At 74.2% G+C, this 24886-nt stretch carries 14 protein-coding genes; 10 read left to right on the forward strand and 4 right to left on the reverse strand.

Translation table 11 applies throughout. The features are described from left to right. Positions 1-15: 15 nt before the first annotated feature. Positions 16-474, reverse strand: a complete 459-nt coding sequence (locus tag WMF19_RS18990) for a hypothetical protein (RefSeq protein ID WP_437329989.1) — start codon at positions 472-474, stop codon at positions 16-18. Between the two features lie 479 nt (positions 475-953). On the opposite strand from WMF19_RS18990, the gene WMF19_RS18995 reads away from it, so the two are divergent. Continuing rightward, the gene (locus WMF19_RS18995) at positions 954-3233 is read left to right on the forward strand and encodes a bifunctional alpha,alpha-trehalose-phosphate synthase (UDP-forming)/trehalose-phosphatase (RefSeq protein WP_437900386.1); all 2280 of its coding nucleotides are present in this window, start codon (positions 954-956) and stop codon (positions 3231-3233) included. A gap of 136 nt (positions 3234-3369) precedes the next feature. Next, positions 3370-5109 (forward strand): DUF389 domain-containing protein, encoded by a 1740-nt coding sequence (locus WMF19_RS19000; protein WP_437900387.1) that lies wholly within the window; start codon positions 3370-3372, stop codon positions 5107-5109. A gap of 31 nt (positions 5110-5140) precedes the next feature. Here the strand turns inward: WMF19_RS19000 and nhaA are convergent, their stop codons facing one another. After that, on the reverse strand, positions 5141-6550 hold the full coding sequence (gene nhaA, locus WMF19_RS19005; RefSeq protein ID WP_437900388.1) for a Na+/H+ antiporter NhaA: 1410 nt from the start codon (positions 6548-6550) through the stop codon (positions 5141-5143). A 252-nt stretch (positions 6551-6802) separates the two neighbouring features. On the opposite strand from nhaA, the gene WMF19_RS19010 reads away from it, so the two are divergent. Then, positions 6803-7813 (forward strand): phosphotransferase family protein, encoded by a 1011-nt coding sequence (locus WMF19_RS19010; protein ID WP_437900389.1) that lies wholly within the window; start codon positions 6803-6805, stop codon positions 7811-7813. Here the strand turns inward: WMF19_RS19010 and WMF19_RS19015 are convergent. Beyond that, positions 7782-8429, reverse strand: a complete 648-nt coding sequence (locus WMF19_RS19015) for a histidine phosphatase family protein (protein ID WP_437802689.1) — start codon at positions 8427-8429, stop codon at positions 7782-7784. The genes WMF19_RS19010 and WMF19_RS19015 overlap by 32 nt on opposite strands. A 482-nt stretch (positions 8430-8911) precedes the next feature. Between WMF19_RS19015 and WMF19_RS19020 the strand changes: the two genes are divergently transcribed. The 6 genes from WMF19_RS19020 to WMF19_RS19045 all read left to right on the forward strand — a co-directional run bounded on the left by WMF19_RS19020 (position 8912) and on the right by WMF19_RS19045 (position 21151). Beyond that, positions 8912-10339 carry a hypothetical protein gene (locus WMF19_RS19020; RefSeq protein WP_437900390.1) on the forward strand — a complete coding sequence of 476 codons (1428 nt, stop codon included), beginning with the start codon at positions 8912-8914 and terminating at the stop codon, positions 10337-10339. A 63-nt stretch (positions 10340-10402) separates the two neighbouring features. Beyond that, positions 10403-11857: a sigma 54-interacting transcriptional regulator gene (locus WMF19_RS19025; RefSeq protein ID WP_437900391.1), complete on the forward strand. Its 1455-nt coding sequence runs from the start codon at positions 10403-10405 to the stop codon at positions 11855-11857. Between the two features lie 30 nt (positions 11858-11887). After that, a complete protein-coding gene (locus tag WMF19_RS19030) occupies positions 11888-15208 on the forward strand; it encodes a protein kinase domain-containing protein (RefSeq protein WP_437900392.1) in 3321 nt (1106 codons plus the stop codon). A gap of 125 nt (positions 15209-15333) precedes the next feature. Continuing rightward, the gene (locus WMF19_RS19035; RefSeq protein ID WP_437900393.1) at positions 15334-17103 is read left to right on the forward strand and encodes a serine/threonine-protein kinase; all 1770 of its coding nucleotides are present in this window, start codon (positions 15334-15336) and stop codon (positions 17101-17103) included. Between the two features lie 2 nt (positions 17104-17105). Continuing rightward, the gene (locus tag WMF19_RS19040; protein ID WP_437900394.1) at positions 17106-19871 is read left to right on the forward strand and encodes an FG-GAP repeat domain-containing protein; all 2766 of its coding nucleotides are present in this window, start codon (positions 17106-17108) and stop codon (positions 19869-19871) included. Positions 19872-19879: 8 nt separating this feature from the next. Beyond that, positions 19880-21151 carry a PEGA domain-containing protein gene (locus tag WMF19_RS19045; protein WP_437900395.1) on the forward strand — a complete coding sequence of 424 codons (1272 nt, stop codon included), beginning with the start codon at positions 19880-19882 and terminating at the stop codon, positions 21149-21151. A 59-nt stretch (positions 21152-21210) separates the two neighbouring features. Here WMF19_RS19045 and WMF19_RS19050 read toward each other — a convergent pair whose 3' ends face one another. Then, on the reverse strand, positions 21211-22737 hold the full coding sequence (locus WMF19_RS19050) for a hypothetical protein (RefSeq protein ID WP_437900396.1): 1527 nt from the start codon (positions 22735-22737) through the stop codon (positions 21211-21213). An 820-nt stretch (positions 22738-23557) separates the two neighbouring features. Between WMF19_RS19050 and WMF19_RS19055 the strand changes: the two genes are divergently transcribed. After that, positions 23558-24886, forward strand: coding sequence for a DUF2403 domain-containing lipoprotein (locus WMF19_RS19055; RefSeq protein ID WP_437900397.1), 1329 nt, complete (start codon positions 23558-23560; stop codon positions 24884-24886).

Here is a 24886-nt window from a genome sequence, read left to right on the forward strand (position 1 = left end):
CCGGCGAGGCTGCGCTTACAGGTCCATGATCTCGACGTGATCCGACTCGGATGCCCCCTCCGTGATGCGCAAGAGGCCATCGAGCAGGTGGCCGAAGACGTCGTCGAGGCTGTCGCCGCATGGCGCGCCGAGCAGCGGCACCGAGTCCCCCCAGTCCGTGACGAGCATCGTCTCGATCTCCTCCGGCGGCGGCCAGCGCAGGCTGAGGACCGAGCGGGTCCGGCCGCTGATCGCCAGGTCGTCGATCGGGCGGCCCGCGAGCTCGGCCCGCGCGCGCCTGAGCTCGTCGTGGAGCCTTCGCGCAGGGAGCACCACGCGTTGCCCGCCGAGCGCCCCGGCAGCGCCATGGATCGTCGCGAACTCCGCGCTCGGCCGCCCGTCCTCGAGGTGGTGCTGGATGCTGTCGCGCATCAGCGCATACACGATCCAGCGCTGCTCAATCCACCCCTTCGGCCCGGAGAAGGACAGGCTCATGACAGAATTTCTAGCCTGCTCATTGTTTGAGATCAAAATAATTTCGGCAGGGCATCAGCGCTGCTGAGCTCGAGCTCTCAGCGAGAGGTGCGCGCGTAGCGCCCCGCGCGCGCGAGCGGGGGGCCTCCAGCTCGCGCTCGACCTGCCCGCGTACCTGTCGGTCCAACAACCCGCGTCGCCCTCCATCGGCGCTCGACGCGCCGCGACGTCGGGGATCAATCGACGCGCGACGCCCTCCGGCGTGCCGGATCAGCTTGCGCGACGCCGCGCGGTATGTTTTGAGTTCAAAGTATTCGTTCGGCCGCTCGCCCGCGGCGATCCCGCGGTGGGCGTCGCGCCCTGTTTGTTTCCGACGGCTCGCGGCACCGCGCCACGCGGCGCGCGGCTCGTCCCTGCGCCGGCGCGCCTCGGGCCCGGCGGACGAGGGAGGTGCCGCGCCTCGCGCCCGGCGCCTCGTCGCCGTCGAGGAGGGGAGTTCCATGGCCCGACTGCTCATCGTCTCCAACCGTCTCCCGATCAGCGTGCGCGTCGACCGCGGCGCGCTCTGCCTCACGCGCTCCTCGGGCGGCCTCGCCGCCGCCATGCGCGGCCCCCACGAGCGGCACTGCGCGATCTGGATAGGCTGGCCGGGCAGCGTCGCGAGCCTCTCCCCGGAGCAGCGAAGGGACGCCGACGTGGCGCTCGCCGGGATGCGCGCCGTGCCCGTGCACCTCGGCGCCACGGAGCAGCACCGCTTCTACGACGGCTTCTCGAACGGCGTCCTCTGGCCCCTGCTCCATTACCTGCTCGACAAGGTGAACCTCGACGCCGAGCTCGACTGGGAGGCCTACCAGCGCGTCAACGAGCGCTTCGCCGACGTCGTCGCCGCGCAGTACACGCCGGGCGACGCGATCTGGGTGCACGACTACCAGCTCCTGCTCCTCCCGGCGCTCCTCCGGCGGCGCCTCCCCGGGGCCCGGATCGGCTTCTTCCTCCACGTCCCGTTCCCGTCCGCCGAGGTCTTCCGCATCCTCCCGTGGCGGGAGCAGATCGTCCGGGGCCTGCTCGGCGCGGACATGATCGGCTTCCACACGGCCGCCTACCGCAGGAACTTCGCGGCGTCGGCGGCGCACGTGCTCGGCGTCGACCCGGGCGAGGCGATGATCGAGCACGACGGGCGCACGGTCGCGCTGGGGGTCCACCCCATCAGCATCGACGCCGCCGAGATCGAGCGGCTCGCGGGCCACCCCGGCGTGCGGGAGGAGGCGGCGCGCATCCGCGCCGAGGCGCGCGACCGCAAGATCGTGCTCGGGATCGACCGGCTCGATTACACGAAGGGGATCCCGCGCCGCCTGCTCGCGATCGAGCGGTTCCTCGAGCGCGAGCCGGAGCTGCGCGATCAGGTCCGCTTCCTCCAGCTCGCCGTGCCCACGCGCGAGATGGCCGGTGCATACGCCGACTTCCGGCGGGTCGTGCACGAGATGGTCGGCCGCATCAACGGGCAGTACGGTACGACGTTCGCGACGCCGATCCACTACATGCACCGCTCGCTGCCGTTCGAGCAGGTGGTCGCGCTCTACCTCGCCGCCGACGTGATGCTCGTGACCCCGCTGCGCGACGGCATGAACCTCGTCGCGAAGGAGTACGTCGCCGCGCGGGGCGACGACGACGGCGCCCTGATCCTGAGCGAGTTCGCGGGCGCTTCCTCCGAGCTCGCGGAGGCGATCTCCGTCAACCCGTACGACATCGGCTCGGTCGCCGCTGCCGTGAAGCAGGCGATCGCCATGCCGCCCGCCGAGCAGCGGCGCCGGATGGCGGCGCTGCGCCGCCGCGTGGCGACGCACGACGTCCACACCTGGGCGCAGGCGTTCCTCGACGAGCTCGACCGCGCCGCGGCGCCGGAGCCCGCGGGGGCCGCCGCGCCGTCGCGCCGAGGGATGCCCGAGGGCGTCGTCGAGCGCATGCGCCTCGCGCCCCAGCGCGTGTGGATCCTCGACTACGACGGCACGCTGGTCCCGTTCGCGCCGGTGCCTGATCTCGCCGCGCCGGACGAGGACCTGCTCGCGCTGCTCGGGGCGCTGTCCGAGCGCGACCGCGTGCACGTCGTGAGCGGCCGCCGGCGCGCCGACCTCGAGCGCTGGCTCGGCGCGCTGCCGCTCCACCTGCACGCCGAGCACGGCTTCTGGTCGCGGCCCAAGGCGAGCGGCGACTGGGTCGCGCTCGAGCCGGACACCGCCGCCTGGAAGGGCGAGGCGCGGGCGATCCTCGAGGGCTTCACCCGGCGCACCCCGGGCAGCTTCATCGAGGAGAAGACGGTGACCCTGGCGTGGCACTACCGCACGGCCGAGCCCGAGCTGGCGAGCCAGCACGTGCGCGAGATGCGCGCGCGCCTCGAGGAGCGCCTCCCCATGGATACCCTGGAGCTCCTCGCCGGCGCGAAGGTGGTCGAGATCCGGCCGCGCGTCGTCCACAAGGGCAGGGTGGTGCCGCTCATCCTGGACGACGTCCCGGCGAAGGCGGCGGTGATCGCGATCGGCGACGACCGCACGGACGAAGACATCTTCGCGGCGCTGCCGCCGTCCGCGTACACCATCCACGTCGGCAACGAGAGCAGCCGCGCCGCCTACCGGCTGCCCGACGCCGGCGCGGTGCGGCGCCTCCTGCGCTCGATCCACGCTGGCCACGCTGGCCACGCTGGCCACGCTGGCCACGCTGGCCACGCTGGCGACGCAGGGCTCGACGCCGGCCGCGCGGGGCTCGACGCCGGGATCCACGCCTGATCCGCGCCGGGGGCCACGCCCGATCATGCCTTTCTTCCCGGCCCGAAGCCGCCGCCGCTCGCGGCGCGACGCCGTCCACGAGCGGCCCGCGTTTCCCGGGGCGAGCGCGGCGGAGAGGCGCGTTATAAGGCGCGCCATGGATCAAGATCCCGGCCGTGAACCGCCCGAAGAAAGGCCGTCCGGGCGGCCCGCAGGGGCGGCCTTGCAGGACCGCATCGCGGCCGCGCTCGGCATCGAGCCCGAGGCCCGCGAGGCCCTCGTCCGGAGCATGCTGGAGCGGAGCGCCCGGGGGGCCGCGGGCTACTGGCTCCAGCTCTTCCTCGCCATGGGCATCGCCTCGCTCGGGCTCGTCCTCGGCAGCGGGGCGGTCGTCATCGGCGCGATGCTGATCTCGCCGCTCATGGGGCCCATCGTCGAGCTCGGGATGGGCCTCGCGATCGGCTCGCCGTTCCTGGCGCTGCGCTCCTTCACGCGCGTCGCCTTCAGCGTCGTCATGGTCGTGACGAGCGCCGCGGTCCTCACGCTGACGCTGCCGTTCTACGAGGTGACCTCGGAGATCGCCGCGCGCACCTCGCCGACGGCGCTCGATCTGCTCATCGCGATCTTCTGCGCGATCGCGGCTGCCTACAGCACCGCGCGGCCCGGCTCGGACACGACCTCGACGGCCGCGGGCACGGCCATCGGCATCGCGCTCGTGCCCCCGCTCTGCGTGGTCGGCTACGGGATCGGCACGCGGGTGAAGAGCATCGCGAGCGGCGCCGCGCTCCTCTTCACGGCGAACCTCTGCGCCATCCTCCTGTTCGCCATCCTCTGCTTCCTGGTCCTCGGTTACAGCGCCGTCAGCACCGCGGAGCTCGAGCACGCGGAGCTCGCAAAGCAGAAGCCGGGGGCGATCCGCCGCGTGGCGCGCGCGCTGCAGGTCTTCTTCGAGCTGCGACACGGGTGGATCTTCCGCGTGCTGATGCCGCTCGTGCTCCTCGGGGCCGTGTACTTGCCGCTCCGCGAGGCGCTCGCGCGGGTGTCGTGGCAGGTGCGCGTCCGCACGTCGATCCTGCGCATGCTGGACGCGCTGCCCGAGAGCACGGTGCGGTCGAGCGTCTCGGTCGACCACGGCAGCGTCGCCGTGCGCCTGGTGACCCTCGGGCGAGCCGACGAGGCGGAGCGGATCGAGCACGACCTGCGCGACAAGATCGCCGCCGTCGCGGGTATCACCCCGAAGGTCGACGTGATCGCGGTCCTCGACGCGAGCACGCTGGAGGAGGTGGCGGCGTCGATCAGGGCGAGCTCGACGCCCATCGACGTGGTGCCCAAGGAGCCCGATCTCGTGCTCCTGCGCCAGGAGCTCACCAGGTCGCTCGCGGGCGCGTGGCCGCACGCGGCCGGGCCGCTCGTCGCGTGGCGGCTCCGGTTCCCCGAGAACGAGCCGGCCGTCGTGGAGGTCGTGCACGTCGGCCCCGCGCTCGGCGCCCCGGCGGCGGACCTGCTCGGGCGCGCTCTCTCTCGGGAGCTCGGCGCAGAGGTCGCAGTGCAGGACCGCGCCATCCCGCGCGATCCGATCGTCGCCGAGCCGGCAGACGGGTGGTCCTGGCTCCAGGAGGCCCGGCCCGCGCTCGCCTGGGTGGACGACGTGGACGCGCTCCACGGGTGCGTCGAGGTGCCCACGACCCCCGGGGAGAAGCCGGGCGGGGAAATCGCGGCGGTCCTCGCGGCGCTCCGGTCTCTGCCGGCCCTCGGATCGGATCGGGTCCGCGTCCGCGAGGGCGCGCGGTGGGGGGCGGTCGTCTCAGCCACGCCGTGCGCGCCGCCGGAGACCGCGCCCGCCGACGCCGGCGCCCCGGTGGACGCCAGCGCCGCCGCCGACGCCGGCGCTCGCTGAGGCCGGCGGCGCGGGCGATCGCGGGCGGCGGCTACTGCTCCGTCGACGTCTCGGCTTCCTCGAGCGTCAGCGCCGCGCCGGGCGCCGGCGCCCCGGACAGCGCGAGCCTGCCGACGAGGAGGCCCACCACGGCCGCCACGGTCGAGGCGAGCAGGATGCCGAGCTTCGCCGCGGCGAGCATCGCGGCGTCGCCGAACGCGAGGCCCGCGATGAAGATCGCCATCGTGAAGCCGATGCCCGCGACGCAGCCCACCACCGCGATCCCGCGCCAGCCGACGCCGCGCGGCAGGGCGCAGACGCCGAGCCGGATCATCGCGAAGCTCGCGAGGAAGACCCCGAGCGGCTTGCCGACGACCAGGCCGAGCGCGACCCCGAGCAGGATCGTCCCCGCGGCCGCGTGGCCGAGCGAGGAAGCGTCGACGCGGACGCCGGCGTTGGCCAAGGCGAACAGCGGCATGATGCCGTACGCGACCCACGGGTGGAGCGCCGCCTGGAGCGAGACCACGGGCGGCAGCGCCTCGCGCTGGGCCTGCCGGATCCGCCCGAGGGGCTTGAGCAGCTCGTCCGCGCGGTGGCCGTCGCGCTCGGTGAGCGCGGCGACCCTGTCCACCGCGTCGCGCGCCGCGGCGACGAACCCGTGGCTGCCGAACCAGGAGCGCACCGGCGTCAGCAGCCCGATGACGACCCCGGCGATCGTGGGATGGACGCCGGCGCGGAGCATGCCCCACCAGACGACGGCGCCTGGGGCCACGTAGGCGGCGGGCGAGCGGACGCCGAGGCGCTGGAGCAGCAGCACCGCGAGCACCCCGCCGCCTGCGACGAGCAGGCCGCCCCACGCGACGCCCGACGAGTAGAACAGCGCGATGACGATGATGGCGCCGATGTCGTCGATGATCGCGAGCGCGAGCAGGAGCACGCGCAGGGCAGGGGGCACGCGCTTGCCGAGCAAGGCCAGGACGCCCACCGCGAAGGCGATGTCGGTCGCCGTGGGGACGCCCCAGCCGTGCCGCGAGGTCGGCGAAGCGTTGAGCGACAGGTAGAGGAGCGCGGGCGCGATCATGCCGCCCACGGCCGCTGCGACAGGCAGCGCCGCGCGCTTGACGTCCGAGAGCTCGCCCTCGTGGATCTCCCGCCGGATCTCCAGGCCGACGACGAAGAAGAAGATCGTCATCAGCCCTTCGTTGATCCAGAAGTGGAGGGGCTGCGTGAACGCCAGCGAGCCGGCGCTGAGCGTGATCGGGACGTGCCAGAGGTGCTCGTAGGCGTCGCCCCACGGCGAGTTCGCCCAAGCGAGGGCGACGGCGGACGCGATCAGCAGGACGATCCCGCTGGCGGCCTCGACGTGCAGGAAGCGCTCGATCGGGCCGAGGACGCGCTCGGCGATGCGGCGCGCAGGGGCCCAGGTTCCGGGGGCAAGCTCGTGAGAGGGGGATCGACGCAATGGACCACCGAGGCGCGAGCGACATCGCGCGAGGGGGGAAGGCGGCCCGACCGTCCCATGAAGACCTGTCGCGGCGCTCCACCGCCGCGACACCCGCACGGGAGAATACTCGTTCAGGCGATGGGATCCAGCGCGAACGGGCGCGCCGGGCCGGGGGCGTCGCTCCGGCGCGGCCGGGCGCATGGATCGGATCCGAGGCGCAGGGTGGATCGTGAGCTGGACTCGGCGCATCGTGGGGCCGGGAGGCGACGGATGACGCGAGATGCCCTGGATCGCGCCGCGGTGACGGCCTTTCTGGTCGCCCGCCACGGCGATGCTGTCTGCGATTCGGCCATCGAGATACGCCCGCTCCCCGGCGGGCTCTGCTCGGAGGTCGCGCTCGTCACGGCGCGGCTGCGCGGCTGCGCGGGGGCTCGCCAGGTCACGCTCGTGGCCAAGCTCGTGCACGGCGCGGCCGCGCGCGAGGCGGCCGTCTACCGGCGGCTCTCGAGGTCCGTCGGGCGGCGCTTCTCGCCCGAGCTGCTCGGCGCGGAACGGCTCGGGCGCGGACGCTGGCTGCTCTGCCTCGAGCGGATCGAGCCGGCGCACGCCTGGCCCTGGGCCGACAGCGGGCACACGGCCCGGGTGCTCGAGCGGCTGGCGCGCCTCCACGAGGAGACGGCGCAGGGCGCCGCGCTGCCGGCGTGGGACTACGAGGCCGAGAACCTGGCCATGGCGCGGGACACCCTCTCGCTGGCCGAGCGCCTTCCCCGCAGCGAGGTCCCGGCGCTCGCCCGGACGCTGCCCGCCCTGCGGCGGGTCGTCTCGGCGCTGCCCGTGATGCGCCGGCAGCTCCTCGCGTTCCAGCCGCTCGGCCGCGCGGTGATCCACGGCGATGTGCACCCAGGCAACGTCATGGTCCGCCGGCGCGACGGCGTCGTGGAGCCGGTGCTGCTCGACTGGGCGCGCGCGCGGCTCGGCTCGCCGCTGGAGGACGTGAGCTCGTGGCTCCAGGCCCTCGGGTACTGGGAGCCGGAGGCGCGGCGCCGCCACGATACGTTGCTCGCAGGCTACCTCTCGGCGCGCGGGCTCGCCCCCGCGCTGACCCGGCCGCTGCGCGACGTCTACTGGTTCGCGGCCGCGTCCAACGCGCTCGCCGGCGCGCTCGGGCACCACCTCGCGATGGCCTGCCGCGCGAGCGCGCCCGGCGCGCACGCGGCCGCGGCGCGGAACGCGGCGGATTGGCTGCGCGTCATCCGCCGGGCCGACGCGTGCTGGAGCTGAGGTGCTCGCGGTCGTCGAAGCGCAAGAGGACGCCGCGCTCGCCCTGCCACGAGAGCGACGTGAGGCTGGCGTTGCCCGGGCGGAACGGCTCCCAGCGCGCGGGCGGGACGCCGTGCAGCGCCCCGAGGATCTGGCCGATGACGCCCGCGTGCGTGACGACGAGCACGCGTTGCCCCGGGTGCGCCGCGGCGATCGTCCGGATCGCCGCGAGGCAGCGCGCGCGGAGCTCGCGGTAGCTCTCCCCGCCTGGCCAGCGGAAATCGTCGTCATCCTGGCGCAGGTGCGCCTCCCAGAGCGGGGCGTGGCGCGCCTTGACCTCCTCGATCGGGAGGCCGTCCACGTCGCCGCAGCAGATCTCGCGCAGCCCGTCGTGGGGGCGGACCGGGCCCCACGCGCCGGCCGCGATCCGCGCCGTCTCGAGCGCGCGGCTCAGCGGGCTGGCGTACACGGCGTCGAACGCCGGGCCTCCGGCGAGGCGGCGGCGCAGCGCCTCGGCCTCCTCGCGCCCTCGCGCGTCGAGCGGCGTGTCGGTCCATCCGCTCATCGGCGTCGCGGGGCCGCCGCGGTTACCGGCGGTGCGGCCGTGGCGCGCGAGAACCAGGAGACAGGGGCGCATGGCTCGGATCGGAGCTGGGGTGCTCGGCCCGGAGGTTAGCGTGAGCCGCGGCCCGATCGAGCGCCGCGCGCGACGGGCTCACCCCGGGGCCGCGGTCGCCAGGCGGGCGATCGAGCGCGGGCCGGCGCGGGGTGGTTGAGCTTCCGACCGGGGGAACCAGGTCGGGCCGAAACGTCGTCAGAGCTCGATCTGGTAGCCCCGGGGGGTGAGGGCGCCACAGAGCGGGTGCAACAGGCAGCGCAACAGGTGCAACAGGACTGTCGGAGGCTCGCGCTGGCGCCGTCCCCTGGAAACGCCGCAGCGGCGCGAGAGACGAAGCTCCGAGTCCGCTCTCCAGGGCTCGGCGCTCCTGGGCCCCGGGCGGGGCAGGTGGCACGGCGGTTGCGAATCGGCGAATGGCCCTGCCGTGACCGGGGTTGTTCTGGCGTCTTCTCCGGCGCGCTCACCGTCGAGCCGAGGAAGCCGATGAGATGGAGGTCGCAATGAACACCCGCACGTCGCGCATGAGCATCGTCTGGCTATCTTCGCTGTGCGCCGCCGCGGGCGCGGCCGGCTGCGCCTCCTGGGATCCCGGCGCCGACTGGACCGGCGGCGACGCGCCGCCCGAGCTCGTCTCCGAGGCGCTCGAAGCGCTGATGCCCCGGAACAGCCTGCCTGCCCAGGCGCTCGCCGCCGGCGCGCTCCTGGAGGACCGACCCCTCCTCGACCTGCTCCGCTCCAGCGCCCTCGGCGACCCTTCGCTGGCCGACGACCTCGCGTCTCCCCAGTTGAACGCCAACGCGAGATCGCTGCTCAAGTACGTCGTCTCCTGCGCGCTCGATCCAGGCCGGCGCGTCTCGGCGTGGGAGGGCGAGCTCGGCCTCTGCGGGGCCGCCTCGCCTCACGGGGACTGGTTCGAGCGCCCGCCGAGCGCGGCGTGCCAGGAGGTCGTGTCGGCCTGCGTCCTCGCGCGCACGAACGCCCTCGGGAGGAAGGTGCGCCTCTCCACGCGCAGCGACGAGGACAGCGCGCTCTTTCCGCTCCTGCCGGTCGTGCCCGTGGAGACGGAGTACCGCGACGCGGGCGACCCGCCGATCAAGAGCCTCAATGCCCCCTGCGCCGCAGGCGCCGCCGCGGGGGATCCCGCTCGCGACTGCGGCTGGGCCGGGCGCCACGTCGGCACGTGCACGCCCAAGGCGCGGGTCGTGCTGAAGCCGGGCGGCGCCGCCAGAGCCTCCACTCGCCACTTCATGGTGCGCGTATGCAACGGCATCCACGGCTGCGATCATCGGACGATGGCGCCGCGTCCGTGGTACTCGGGCCTCATCGCCGAGGGGGTCCTGAGCGTGGACGGGCGCTCTGGGACCACCCGTGAGGTGAGCTTCACCTGTCCTGAGCCGGGCGTCCCCGGCCCGTCGTCGTTCGCGGTGATGGTGGCCTCGCCCCATCCCGCGGAGGCTCCCCCCGCGACGGCGGACGTGATCGCCGCCGGGGCGGCGGCGATCTACCCCGCGCCCGAGGACAAGGTGTTCACGTTCCGGGAAGGCGCGTTCTACGGAAACCTCTTCGGGGCCGCGAACCCGGGTCCGCCGGGGGAGATGCTCCCGAACGGCCAGCACGCTTGTTACAGCAACGTCTGGTCCCGTCCGATGGCGCACTTCACCGACAGGCTGTGCGCCGGCAGGGACGCCGGCTGCTTCGGGAACCCGCCCGGCGCCTGCCTCTCCAGCCCCGCGGCGCCGCCCCGGCCCGATCTCGCCCGGGTCTGCAAGGGAGAGGGCAACGGGAGCTACTACGGTTGCGCCGCCGCTGCGGGACGGACGCCCTGGAACCACGTGATCACCGTGTTCCTCAACCACCCGTGCGATCTCGCCGGCGACCTGATCCGCTGTCAGGACGCGTTCGCGCAGCTCTCGCCCCCCGGGCCTTGAGCCGCGCCGCGCGGGCCGCGCGCGAGGATTGACCGCGCCGGTCGGGCTCTGTACCCAGGATCCGTGTCAGGCGGGCTCGAGAGCAGCACCCTCTCCGTGAGCAGGGGGCCGGGGGCCCCGGCTGGAGGGCGCAGCAGCCCGTTCCTGTTCCTCGTCCTGGAGAGCCACCGGCCGCTCGCGCCGCCGGCGCGCGTCGCGCTCCACGAGGTGGACGAGGTGACGATCGGGCGCGGCGCGGCCCGGAAGATCGAGCCCGCGCGGGACGGCTCGATCCGGCGGCTCGACCTCCGTCTCGACGATCCGTGGCTCTCCTCGAGGCACGCGCGCATCGTCCGGCTCCTCGGCCGCTGGGTGGTCGAGGACAGCGGCTCGAAGAACGGCAGCCTCGTCAACGGGGCCCCGCTCCAGCACGCGCAGCTCGAAGACGGCGACCTCATCGAGCTCGGCCGCACCTTCTTCGTCTTTCGCGACGCCCTGCCGCACCCGCCCGGCGCTCCGGCGCTCCTCGATGGCGCGCCCGATGCGGCGCCGGCGCCCGGCCTCGCCTCGCTCCTGCCTGCCCTGCTCGACGCGTTCGAGCAGCTCGCGGTCGTGGCGCGCTCCGCGATCCCGGTCCTGCTCCAGGGGGAGACCGGCACGGGCAAGGAGGTGATGGCGCGCGCGATCCACGCGCTCTCGGGGCGGGCGGGCGATCTCGTGGCCGTCAACTGCGGCGCGCTGCCCCGCGAGCTCGTCGAAGCAGAGCTGTTCGGGCACCGGAAGGGCGCGTTCTCCGGCGCCACGGAGGACCGCCCGGGGCTCGTGCGCAGCGCCGACCGCGGGACGCTCTTCCTCGACGAGATCGGCGACCTTCCCGCGGCCGCGCAGGCCGCCCTGCTGCGCGTGCTGCAGGAGCAGGAGGTGCGCCCCGTGGGCGCGACGCGACCCGTCCGCGTGGACCTGCGCGTGCTCGCGGCGACGCACCGCCCCCTCCAGCGCCTCGCTGCGCTGGGCGAGTTCCGCGCCGACCTGCTCGCGCGGCTCTCGGGGTACGTCATCGAGCTGCCGCCGCTCCGCGCTCGCCGCGAGGACCTGGGCCTGATCCTCGGGGAGCTCCTTGGGCGCGCTGCGCCGGAGCGCGCGGCGTGCGTGCAGATCCACCCGGACGCGGCGCGCGCGATGCTGATGTACCGGTGGCCCGCCAACGTGCGCGAGCTGGCGCAGTGCGTGACGACCGCGGCCGTGCTGGCGCAGGACGGCGCGATCGAGCCCCGGCACCTGCCCGACGAGGTCGCGCGCGCGGCAGGCCGCGACGGCGGCGACAGCGGGGACGAGGGGGAGGGCGAAGGCGAGAGCGACGCGCAGGGAGAGGGCGACGCGGGTGGAGAGGGCGACGCGCGCCGGGCGGAGCTCGTGGCGCTGCTCGTCGAGCACCGGGGGAACGTCACCGCGGTGGCGCGCGCCATGGGCAAGGCCCGGATGCAGATCCAGCGCTGGCTGAAGCGATACAGGATCGACCCCGAGCAGTTCCGGCGCTAGATCGCGGTCTCGGCCGGAGGTGCGGGCGCTTTGGTCCGAGGGACGCTCATCGCCGATCGCTACCGCGTCGTGCGGCGCCTCGGCGCGGGCGCGATGGGCGCCGTGTACGAGGCCGTCGACATCGAGACCGACCGCCGGCGCGCGCTCAAGGTGATGCACGCGCACACGATCGAGCGCGCCGATCTCCGGCGGCGGTTCGCGCTGGAGGCGCGGGTCGCGGGCCGGGTCGACAGCCCGTTCCTCGTCGACGTCGTCGACGCGGGGGTCGACCGGGAGACGTCGACGCCCTTCCTCGTGATGGAGCTCCTGGAGGGCGAGACGCTGGCCCAGCGGCTCGCGCGCAAGGGGCGCTGCTCGCCCGCCGACGCGCTCCGCTGGCTCGGGCAGGCGGCGCTCGGGCTCGACAAGATGCACCGCCTCGGGATCGTCCATCGCGACCTGAAGCCCAGCAACCTCTTCCTGGAGCGGCGCGAGCACGAGGCGCCCCGCCTCAAGATCCTCGATCTCGGCGTCGCCAAGGTCCTCGACGCCGGCGCCGGCCTCGAGTCGACGGCCGCGGCGGGCACGCCGGTCTACATGGCGCCGGAGCAGCTCCGCGGCGGCAAGCTCACGCCGGCCGCCGACATCCATGCGCTGGGGATGATCGCCTTCACGCTGCTCGTCGGGAGCGCTTACTGGCAGGACGAGGCGGCGCGCAGCCAGGACCCGATCGCCTTCGCGCTGGCCGCGTCTTCCGGCCCCCTGGAGCCCGCGACGGCGCGCGCCGCGCGCCGGGGCGTCTCGCTGCCGCCCGGGATCGATGCGTGGTTCGCGCGAGCGACGGCGGCCGATCCTGCCGCGCGGTTCGCGAGCGCGGTCGCCGCGGTGGAGGCGCTGGCCGGAGCGCTGGGCGAACCCGGCGCGGCGCTTCCGCTCGAAGCGACCTGGTCCGCCCCGCAGGCGCCAGCCGAAGGGCGCGAGCGCGCGCTGGTGGCTGACGCGGGAGGCGATGGCGGGACCAGGACCATCGGGGAGGGCGAGGGCGCGATGGCGGGGCGCGACGGCGCGACCAGGACTGTCTCCGTCGCCCCCGGAGCCATCCCGATCGCTCCGGGAGCCATCCCGATCGCTCCGGGAGCCATCCCGATCGCTCCGGGAGCCATCCCGATCGCACCCGGAGCCATCCCGATCGCACCCGGAGCCATCCCGATCGCACCCGGAGCCATCCCGATCGCGCCCGGGGCCGTCTCGATCGCACCCGGAGCCGTCCCTGCGACGCCGCCTCGGTCTGGCGGGCGGGCGCGCTGGCAGATCGGGCTCGGCGGCGCCGCCGCGGCGCTGGGCGCCTTCGCGCTTGCCGCGGCGCTCGAGGCGCCGCCCGGGGCACCACCGGAGGCGGCGTCACCCCACACCACGCCGCGCTCGCCGCTCGACGCGCCGGACGCTGTGCTCGCTTGCCCAGTGCTCGACGCCGCGGGCGTCGACGCGCCCTCGGGCTGGCTCGGCGCCGCCGCGGCGGCGACCGTGTGCGAGCGAGCGCGGATCCTCCTCGGCGGCAGCCCGGCGCGCACCCTGGTGCCGGCCGAGCTGCTCTCGCTCTCGCACCCGCCGGTGGATCGGTTCCCTGTCGATCCCTACGCGGCGCCTGAGGCCCGCGCGCGCTCGGTGGAGGCGGCGCGCCGCCGCGCCGCGGCGCACATCGACGGCGAGGTCGTCCGCGACGGCGCGGCCTTCCGGGTCGCCCTGCGGCTGCACGGACCGGACGGCGCGGAGATCACCCGCGCGCAGGGCGCCGGACGGGCCCTGTTCGAGGCGGTCCGCGAGGCCATGACCCCGATGGTGCGGGCAGGGCACCTGCCCAGGGCGGCGCGCCTCGACCCCGCGGTCGCGGAGTTCTCGCGGGCCGGGGACGTCGACGGAGCCCTCGCCCTGCTCGATCTCTCGATGGCGATGGTGCACAACGCCGGAGGGCTCGCGGAGGAGTGCGCCCGGGTCGAGGCGCAGGGCGGCGCGCTCGCGGAGATGGGGCCGGGAGAGCGCTACAGGTGCGCCTTCGTCCTCGGCCTGCCCGCGCCCGCGATCGCGCTCCCGCCGGCCGAGGCGGCCTCGCCCGGCGCGTTCGCGGCGCGGGCGCGCATCGACCAGCTCGCCCATCGCGTGGACGACCCGGCGCTCGCCGCGGAGCTCGTGCGGCGGTTCGAGCAGGAGCCGTCGTCGTGGGGGCGGTCGACGCTGGCCTCGACCGCGTCGTGCCTGCTCCAGCCGTTCGACGCGGGCCGCGCCGCCGAGCTCTCGCTCCTCTCGGTGCAGATCGAGCCGAAGAACCCGACCGGAGAGTTCTGCGCGCCCTGGGTGCAGCTCGCCACCGTCACGCGGGGCACGGCGAGCGCGGAGAGCGCGCTGCGCGCGATGCAGGCGTGGGCGCCCTGGGACGGCTATGCGTGGCTGCTCGAGGAGCCTCTGCCCGACGACGCCGGGCGGGCGCTCGCGTTCGCCCGGCGCGCTCACGCGCTGTCGCCGCTCGACGCCTACGTGGCCGACGTCCTCGCCGGCCGGCTGCTCGCGATCGGAGCGCGCAGCGAGGCGCGCGGCATCGCGCTCGCGCTCGCCGCGGGCGGATACCCGAGCCAGCGGGTCGAGAGCGAGCTCCTGCTCCTCCGGGTCGAGGCGAGCGAGGCCCGCTTCGGCGCCGCGCTCGCGCGGGCGACGCGGGCGATGATCCCCTCCGCCGAGGACGCCGGATGGGTGCGCGTCCAGCGGCTCGAGATCGCGTGGCGCGCGCTGGAGATCGGCCTGATCCTGGGCCGGGCCGGCGAGGTCGCCGATCGCGCCGTGGAGCGCTTCCTCGATCCGGAGCCGACGCCGCTCGACGGCGCCCACCACATCGACGTCCCGCTGCGGATCGCGGCCCTCTGCGCCCACGCCACGGCGGCGGCGTCGCGGCGGTGCTTCGCGCGGCTCCGCGCCCTGCGGCCGAGGCTCTCGGGCGGCATCCTGCCGGGCACCGACGCGTTCATCGACGGCGCCGAGCGGGTCGCGCGGGCGGACCACGCCGGGGCGGCGAGGGCGTGGCGGCCGCTGCTGCGGGACCCGGGGCCGTTCGCGGCGGTGATGGCCGACGCCATGGCCGCGGTGTTCGAGCGGGCGGGCGAGATGGAGCTCGTCGAGCGGCTGGAGAAGGCCGTTCCGGCGGGCGAGCGCCACCTCGGCGGAGCGAGCCTCGCCACGGTGCGCGCCGCGCGCCGGGCCGCGCGACGAGGCAAGGTGGACGAGGCGCGCGCGCTGGCGAGGCAGGTGATCGAGGCGTGGGCCATCGCGGATGAGCCCGTGCCGGCGCTCGACGACATGCGGCGGCTCGCGGGGCCGCGGTAGGGCAGCTCGCCGCGGGGATGCGCTCAGGCCACGCTGCATCGGGAAACCCTGCGGCGCGGCGCGCTTCCTCCCGCTCGCCGCGCTGTTCATGGCTGGCGATGGCGCCTACACTGGCGTGACGGTCGATGGCCACCTGCCCCGCGTGTCGCTCGGTCTATCCGGAGGATGTCGCGACCTGCCCGGAGCACGGGGACGCGCTGCTGCCGGACGAGGCCTTCTCCGAGGAGGACGCGCAGCTTCCGCCCGGCGCGATGCTCGGCGAGTACCGCGTCGAGCGGCTGCTCGGCGCGGGCACGTTCGGCGACGTCTACGCGGGAGAGCAGCCCCTCATCGGCAAGCGGGTCGCGATCAAGGTGCTGAACCGGCGGTTCGCGTCCGACCCGACCGTCGTCTCGCGCTTCGTCGGCGAGGCGCGCGCGGTGAACCGCATCCGGCACCGCAACATCATCGACATCTTCTCCTTCGGCGTCGTCGACGGGCGGCACTACTTCGTCATGGAGCTGCTCGACGGGCTCACGCTCGGCGCGCTGATCCGGCGCGAGGGGCGCCTCTCCCCGGGCCGCGCCGTCTCCATCCTCGAGGGCATCGCCGACGCGCTCGACGCGGCGCACGCGGCGGGGATCACGCACCGCGATCTGAAGCCCGAGAACATCTTCGTGGCGATCGAGAAGGGCGGCCGCTACTTCCCCAAGCTGCTCGATTTCGGCGTGGCGAAGCTCGCAGACGAGGCGCTCGCCCACAAGACGGCCACGGGGGTCGCGGTCGGAACGCCCGCGTACATGTCGCCCGAGCAGGTCCGCGGCAAGGGCGTCGACCATCGTTCGGACATCTACGCCCTCGGCGTGATCGCCCACGAGGTGCTCACGGGAACGCTCGTCTTCCAGGGCGAGTCGATGATGGAGGTGATGATGATGCACCTCCTCCAGGAGCCGCCGCGGGCGTCGGAGGTCTGCGCGGATCTCCCGCCCGAGCTCGACGCCCCGGTGACGGCGATGCTGGCGAAGCGCGCCGAGGATCGCCCGCCGTCGGCAGGCGCAGCGGTCCAGGCGTTCGTCGAGCAGGTGCGCAAGCTCGGCCTCGAGGGGCTCGACGGCGCGGGCGCCTCGCGGCCCCGGAGCAGCGCGCGCGTGGTGTCCGTCGGGTCGCAGGACGTCAGCTCCGAGGCGGCGACCGCCGTGGTCGACGCGCTCGATCCGGAGGGCAGCGGCGCTGCCGGAGGCGGCGCGTCCCGGAGCGGCGCCTCCGGGAACGGCGGCTCCTCCGGAACGCTGCGCAGCCCTGGCGGGAGCGGGGCCGTCGCGGTGGGGCGGACGCAGCCCATGGCGCCGGGCTCGGTGGCGCCTGCCGAGGTCGGCCGCACGGTGGCGCTCGCCCCGCTCGCCGAGCCCGCCCGGACGGCGGCGTTCGCACCGCTCCCCGAAGCCGTCCAGGCGCCGAGGACCCGTGCCCGCCGCGCCGGGGTGCTCGCGGTGCTGGTCCTCGGCGGCGCCATGGCCGGGGCCATCGCGTGGCTCCGCCCCGGCGGCGAAGGTGCCTCGACCCGCGACGCCGCCCCGACAGCGGCCACGGGCGCGCCGCCCGGCGCCGCCGAGGTCACGGGCGCGCCTTCCAGCGCCGTGGGCCCCCTCGGCGCGCCGCTGGCCGGCGCGGGCGCCACCGGCGCGCCGTCCGGCGCCGCGGAGCCTTCGGGCGCGCCGCCCGTCGCAGGCGCCGCGCCCGGTCTTCAGGCGGCTCCGGGCGCAGCCGCGGATGGATCGGCGCCGCCCGCACCGGCCGCCGGGGCAGCCAGCGCGGCGCCGACCACGGCGTCGTCGGGCGTCCGGGCGAGCCGTCCGCGCAAGCTCCACACCGATCTGGAGAAGCCGGCGTTCGACAGCTTCCGCGGAGCCCCCTGACCATGAAGGCATCTCACGGAGTGTCGGTCGTCCTGGCGATCGCGGCGGCCGGCTGCGCGAACCTCTCGCTGCTCGAGGAGGACGTCTGCGGCAACCGCGTCGTCGAGGCGCCTGACGAGGCCTGCGACGGGCAGGAAGGCTGCGGCGCGCCCGGGAGCGCGCACCAGTGCCGCTACCTCTGCGGGGGCGCCGAAGGGCTCGTGTGCCCCGGCGGCTACGGGTGCGGCGCGGACGGCGTCTGCCGGCGGCCCACGGGCGTGTTCGAGGAGCTCTCGGCGCGCACCATGGTCACGGCGATGGAGCTCTCGGCCGGCGATATCAACGCCGACGGCTGCGACGAGCTCGTGCACACGACGCTCGAGAGCACCACGATCACGGCGCTCCCGAGCCAGGCCCCTGGCCTGTGCACACAGGCGGAGCAGGCGCTCCCGATCGCCCGGGCGGCGTCGAGCGAGGAGACGTCACCCGCCCCGATCCTGCGCGATCTCACGAGCGACGGTCAGCTCGAGCTCATCGTCGCAGGGCGCGGGGACGTGGTCGCCGCGCAGGGGGGCGCCGCGAACGGCCTCTTCGTGTTCTCCGCCTCCGAGAGCGCGGCCATGGCGCCCACGCTCTACGCGACCACGCGCCTCGACAGCGAGGCCGCGCGCCTCCTGTCGGCGCGGCTGCGCGGCCGCGACGCCGCGCTGATCTTCCTGGGAGCAGCCGCCGCGACCGGCGGCGCGAACGGCGGCGGTGCGGGCGGCGAGCCGCCGGCGAGCGCCGGCCCCGGCCGTCTCGCCGTCATGTCGGACCCGGCCGCGACACCGCAGACGCTCGACGGCGACGTCGTGGCCCCCGGCGACATCGCGGCCGCTGTCGCCGCCGATCTGGACGGGGACGCCGCCGCGGAGACCGAGCCGTGCGACGAGGCGATCGTGGCGAAGCGGGGCGACGATCGGATCCGCATCTACGCCGTGTGCGGCCCCGCGGGCTCGAACGCGCTCGCGGCGCTGCCCGAGGTGCAGCTCGGCGGCGGCGCGAGGATCCGCGACGTCAACGCGTCGCTCGCCGTGCACGAGCAGAACGGCGACCGCTTCCTCGACATCGTCGTGAACGCCATCCACGGCGATCTCGGCGAGATCCACGTCGCGTACGGCCTCGGCGACGGGCGCTTCCATTCGACCCCGAGCCTCCCGTCCTCCGGCTCGCCCGATCAGCGCACGGGCGCGCTCTCGCTCGACGACGCGGAGCTCGAGGCCGCGCTCGCCGATCCGGACCGGATCTTCGTCGCCGGCGAATTCGATGCAGACCGCCCCGGGCCCGAGCTCGTGCCGCTCGACTGCCGCCCCGGCGCGCCGTTCCAGTCGCCGGTCTGCGGCTCCATCGGCGGAGGGTGCGAGGCGATCGCCGCCGACGTGAACGCCGACGGCCACCTCGATATCGTCGCCACCGAGACGCAGCTGCCCGACATCACGGTCTACACCGGCGCCTCGGACGGCACGTTCTACACGCAGCGCGTCGCGACGCAGTGCCCGCCTCACTATGTCGCCGTCGGCGACTTCGACGGCGATCGGGTGAACGACATCGCCTACTTCGATCAGCAGGCGCGGCCTTCGTCGCCGCAGCCCTCCACGCGGCTCGACATCGCCTACGGCAACGCCTTCGCCGCGCCCTCCGCGCCGGCCGGGCACGGCCGCCTCGATCTCGCCAGCGGCCTCGTCGCGGGCCGCGTGCTCCAGGAGGCCACGGGCGTGCAGCTCTTCGCCCTGCGCGGCCTCCCGCGGCCGCCCGACGCGCCTGTGGGCTCCGGCTCCGGGCTCGCGCTCATCGAGGGGGGCCGCGATCGCCTCATCCGCGCGCCGTTTTACTTCGCCGCGCCTCCCGGAGCGCCGGGAGGCATGCCGCCTGGTCCTGGCATGCCGCCTGGTAGCGGCGCGTCGAGCTCCATCCTGCCCGTGAGGCTCCTCGCGGTCGCGGGCGGCATGTTCGCGGCCGGGGCCGACGGCGAACCCCAGCAGCGCCTTGCCGCGATCACGGAGCTCGCCGTCGAGGGCGGGCCGGGGCCCGTGCCCGAAGGCACGCAGCTCTGGTTGATCTCCGTCTCGCCGGAGGGAGACAACCTGCGCGCCGAGGCGTCCGGCCGGCCCGGCGAGGGGGCGCCGCCGTGCGACGCGTGCGTGCTCGCGCCGATCGACACCGACGGCGACCGCCGCGACGAGCTCGTGTGGCTGAACGACGGCGAGCTCGCGCTCTATGCGGCCGACGGCGAGAAGCTCGTCGAGGCGGCCCGGCAGGAGACGGCGCACGTGTTCAAGGCCATCGTCGAGGACGTGAACCCGCCGAAGTACGCGCCGCGCCCCCTCGTCGCGGATCTGGACGGCGACGGGCAGCAAGATCTCCTCGCGCGCGCGGACAGCGGCGAGATCGTCGCGCTCTGGGGCCGCGCCGGCGGGGGCTTCGACGAGACGGCGCTCGTCGCCCCGGAGCCCTGCGAGGGCGACCGGGCCTGCGCGGGCCTCGCGGTGGCGCTGCTCAACGCCGACGCCGACGTCGCGCTCGAGGTCGCCGTGGCCGGCCCCGGGCGGCTCGAGCTCTACGACCTCGACGCCGGCGCGCGGGCGCTTCGCCCTCTCGAGACCACCTTTCCCGGCCCTCCGCCGGAGGCTGGCAGCGATTTCGTCGCGCTGGTCGCGGGCGACGTCGACGGGGATGGCGTCGACGATCTCGCGGTGGCGATGAGCTCCGCGTTCCTGAAGGTGTTCCGCGGCAAGCCGGTGCTGCAATGAGGGCGGCGGTGCGTCCCTTCCGTCCGTTGCTCCTCTGGGCGTCGCTGAGCCTCGCCGCGGCGCCCGCCGCGGCCCAGGCGGACGCGCGCCCGACGCCCGAGCAGGTGGCGCAGGCGGAGAACTACTTCAACGCCGGCGCGCAGGCGTACGAGGCGGGCCAGTACCAGGTCGCCGCGGAGGCGTTCCTGGAGGCTCACGAGCGCGTGCCGAGCCCGTCGCTCCTGTTCTCGGCGGCGCAGGCCTTCCGGCGGCAGTACCTCACGGAGCCGTCGCCGGACGCGCTGCGCCGCGCGATCTCCCTCTACCGCGAGTACCTGCGCCAGGATCCGAAGGCGACGCGCCGCGAGGAGGCGGTGACGGCCCTCGGATCGCTCGTGCCGCTGGAGGCGCGGATCGCCGGCGAGGGCGCGGCGCCTGCGGGCGGCGAGGGCTCGACGGCAGAGGGCGGCGGCCCCGCGACCGCCGCGAGGCAGGCCGCGGGCGGGACGCGGCTCTTGCTGTCGTCACCGGCCGAGGGGGCGCGGGTGTCGGTGGACGGCCAGCCGTTCGTCGCGGCGCCGCTCGTGGCGCCTGTCGCTCCTGGCCCGCACCGCGTGCGGGTGCAGGCGACGGGGCACTACGACGAAGATCTCACGGTCGTCGCGGTCGCCGGCGAGCTGATGCCGCGGCACGTCGTGCTGCGGGTGAAGCCCGCGCAGCTGCGGGTGACCGGCACGGGCGGCGCGCGCATCGTGGTGGACGGGCAGGTGAGGGGGACGGCGCCGACGGCGGGCGCGATCGCGATCGAGCCGGGGGTTCATGTCGTCGAGGTCTCGCTGCCCGGATACGAGCTCTTCCGGCGGGAGCTCCGCGTGACGCGCGAGCAGGCGGTGGCGCTCGACGCCGATCTCCGCATGACCTCCCGCCGAGTCGCCGCGTGGACGGCGCTCGGCGTGGGCGCGGCGGGCGCCGTCGCGACCGGCGTGCTCGGGGGCCTCACCCTCGCGAGCCAGAGCGAGGCGGTCGAGCTGCGGGACAGGAAGGACGCGGGCTCGCTCACGCCGTCGGAGCGGGATCGCTACAACGCCGCGGTCGACGCGCGCGGCGGTCTCGGCGCGGCGGCGGCCGTCGCGGGCGGGGTGTCGTTCCTGGCCGCCGCTGTGGGGTTCGGCCTCTTCGCGTTCGACGAGCCGAAGGGCCTTGGCTCCGCCGCTCCCGCCGCGCCGCCGCCGCGGGATCCCGGGGTGGGGGCGGAGTTCACGGTGGGAGTTCTGTCGGCCGGTGTCCGAGGGCGCTTCTAGATTTCCGTCTCGCCGCAGGTCGTCCCCGCGAGCTCGGACCGCGATCAGCCAGGCCGCGATCAACCAGGCACGACGACGATCTCGCCGGTCGTGTACAGCGCGGAGGTGTCCCAGGCGAGCCCGGGGGCGAGCGGCACGTCGATCGTCACCTCGGAGAACGTCCCCAGGAGGGCGCCGCTCCAGCCGAGCACGGCGATGGTGTCGCCGGCCTGGAAGGGCATGGCCTCATCATCCGCGTGGATCTCCAGCGCCCCGTCGAGGCTCGCGTCCCCGTCCACGAACAGGAGCGGCGCGGCGCTCGGCCCGGCGACCGTCAAGCTCAACGTCGCGAACGAGCCCTGGCTGTAGCTCCCGGCGACGCTCGTCGAGGGGTACACCTCGCCCACGACCAGCGTGCCGAGCGCGGGGTTCGCGAGATCGCCCGTGAAGCTGCTGGTCTCGAGGCGCCCCCGGTAAAGATCGATGTTGTCGCTGGCCTGGACCTCGATCTCTGCCGCGGTGAGCTCGCCGTCCGCGAGCCGCACCGCCCACCTCGGGCCGCCGGGAGCGCCGGGCAGCGGCGCGAGCCGGAGGAGGCCGTCGATGCGGACGGACCCTCCCCCGTCGATGTGCAGCGCCGGATAGACCGGCGAGTCCATGGACGCGAGGATCGTGACGTCACCGCTGTTGATCCACGATGCATAGACGTCGGTCACGTAGATGTACGCCGCGCCGCCTCGCGACCGGATCTCGGCCTCCTCTGTGGCCAGGGTCCCCAGCGCTCCGAGGACGATCCCGCCGATTCCATGGTCTCCCCCCACCGACAGCAGCCCCGCGTTCGTCCAGGTGCCGTCCCAGCCGCTCACGCGGACAACGCTGTTCTCGCGCCCGTTGCCGAGGACCCGCGCGTTCACGGTGGAGAGCTCGCCCCGGTAGACGGTCAGCTGCGCGGCCCTGCCCGCGCCGACGACGAACTCCCCCGTGCTCACCCACCTCGTCGCGGAGCCTGTGACGAACGCCTCGATCGGGAGGAAAGGGTCCGGCAGGGCGCTGGCACCGAAATAGACGTTGTGCGAGAAGAAGCTCGCTCCTTTCCGGATCTCGATCCTGCCGCCCCACAGGTCACCGATGTAGGCGTTGGTTCGGCTCGTCAGGGTCGCGTCGTACCCCTCGACGAGCACGTCGCCGTAGGCGTGGAAGTACGGCCCGCTGACCCGGAGATCGTCGGTGATCACCCTGGCGCCCCTACGTACAATGAGTGAGCCCCAGGCGAAGTGGCCTGCGCCGATCGCGAGAGAGCCATTGTTGGTCCACCGCGATCCGTACCCGACCACCTCGACCGTACCGGAGCCCTCGTAAGGCCCACCGATGATGGCGCTGGGGCTGAGCACCCGCCCTTTGTTGGAGACGAGCACGCTCCCCGAGCGGGGCATCCCCGGTATCGTGCCGCCGACCAGCAGAGGGCTATCGCCGAGGTCCCACGGATCCGCCGCGCTCGCGGGCGACACATCATCCGAGATGGTCACATCCGCCCGGAGCGGCACTGGCACGCTCACCGACACCGTCGCAAGCAACGCCGAAAGGGCGCATCGGACATGCTGGTTCATGGGCCTCCTGCTCAGCAAGAAAAATCACAACACAAGAATTCCGTCCTCGCTTCCCCCCCTGCTGCCCGAGCCGGATGGATTGCGAGACCGATATTCCCGCGCGCACTCTAGCAGGTAAAAAGTCCGACGATCGAACGTTCTCGAATCAACGGGACCGATGAGCCCGGCGCGATGGGCTTCGCCGCCCGGGCCGCATTGACCAGGCAGGGGGGAGCAATGGCCGGTGGTGAGGTGCTTATACCCCACCCTGCCCGAACAATGGAATCGAAAGGACGCCATGAGACGCCAAACTTTGTGGTTTCTTGGCGTCTCTTGGCGTCTCTTGGCGTCCTGGCGGTTCAAGAGATCCCGCCTTCGGCCAACGTGCTCCACCACCGGATGGCCCCTCTCGCGGGAGATGTTCGGAGTCGACTTTGCTGTCTCCGCCCCCCCCCCGTCGGGCGGGTTTGCGAGAGGCGACTCGAGCCAATCTCTTTTCATGAGCCCTGTGTGCGAGCGTGCGAGTTCATCGAGCTCGACGAGCGTCTGCGTGCGTCGGCAGCGAGGCTCTGAGCGTGAGCTCGACGAGCGCGCCAGCGTCGAGGCGCACCAGGGCGCTGCGTAGCGTCAGGCGGGCTTTCGTGGAGCACGGACGCGAGGGCGGAGCCCATGCGGATGTCTGCTCGAGCGGCCTCGCTCCAGGATGGGTCATGGCTCGACTGCGTGCGATCTGCGCAGATCGGGCCCGAACGGCGCCCATGTGGGCCTCTCGATGACCTATCGGCGCTGACCCCTCCGTTTTCCATCACGGAACGCGCGCGCGCCGGAGACAGTCACGGGCATGAAGCGCTCGTCGTCGTTCGTGCAGGCTGCCCTCGTCCTCCTCGCGTGCGCCTGCGGTGACGGAGGTGATGCCGGAGGACAGGGCGGCGAGGGTGGCCAGGCGAGCGGAGGTTCGTCCACCGGCCCAACGGGCGCCGGCGCAGGCCCGTCCACCGGCACGACGGGCTCCGGTGCAGGCCCGTCCACCGGCACGACGGGCGCCGGCGGGGGTCTCGGACCCCACGTGCCCGAGCCGAGCACGCCGACGCGCGGCGGGACGATGACGTTCACGAACATCGGCGCGCCCGGCTGGTGGCCCCGCCGCATCGACCGCGAGCCGGGCGACCCCGCGTGCGACTACAAGGACGGCGACGACACCTGGGGCGGGCACTGCTGCATGACAGAGCATCACGCGACGAGCGACAAGCTCGCCCCGTTCGATGAGGAGATGACCCTCATCATGAAGGCCATCCGCGTGAAGCAGCTCGCCGTCTACCAGCCCGGCAGCGACCCGGCCGCCTGGCAGATGGTCTCGTCGTGGGACGCGAAGGACGGCGTTGGCTCCAACCTGCTCGTCACGGAAGGGCAGGCCACGTCCGCCGACTTCACGGGTGATTTGACGAAGAAGGACTGTGTCACGTACTTCACGCAGGACAGGCCCTTCGCGTGCGGTGACGGCAAGGACTATTACTGTCCCGACGATCCGGGCGTCATGCACCTCGGCTGGGCGGGCTCGAAGCTCGTCGTCTTCCTGGCGTCGATGACGTTCGACGACGCGGGCGTCGAGAAATGCGACGGCGGAGGGCAGGGCCATTCCGGTCCGTGGGTCGCGTTCGTCGCGTCCGAGCTCATCCGCGACGGTGGCCGCAAGTGGAACGGGCTCTGCAACTGCTACTCGAAGACGGGCACGGTCGGCGACGGCTGCGGCGAGATCAACGTGTTCGAGGTCGTGATGGACAACAACGAGTACAGCAACCGCGAGTTCATGAGCACCGGTGTCCGCTCGTACCAGGAGGGGCACGTCGGCGGCAGCGTCTGCGGGAGCGGCTGTGATCGCGACGAGCTCGCCGAGGACGTGGAGGTCGTGGATGCGTGCGCGCAAAAGGCCTACGACGAGGGGCCCGTCATCGAGGCCGGCGGGGCATCGGACGGCTGCCCGACGTGGCGCCGGCCCATCGGCGATCGCTACTTCATGATCCTGCTCGATGAGGCGCAGCGCACGATCCAGGTCGCGGTCATTCACCCCGAGAGGATCCCCTCCGCCGCTGCCGAGATGCTCCCCGCTCTGCCGGGCGGGCTCTCGCGCGGCGCGATCGACGCCATGCTCTCGATGCGCCTGCCGGAGTGA

Origin of the sequence: Sorangium sp. So ce124 (genome assembly GCF_051525235.1) — a bacterium.
GTDB lineage: Bacteria > Myxococcota_A > Polyangia > Polyangiales > Polyangiaceae > Sorangium > Sorangium atrum.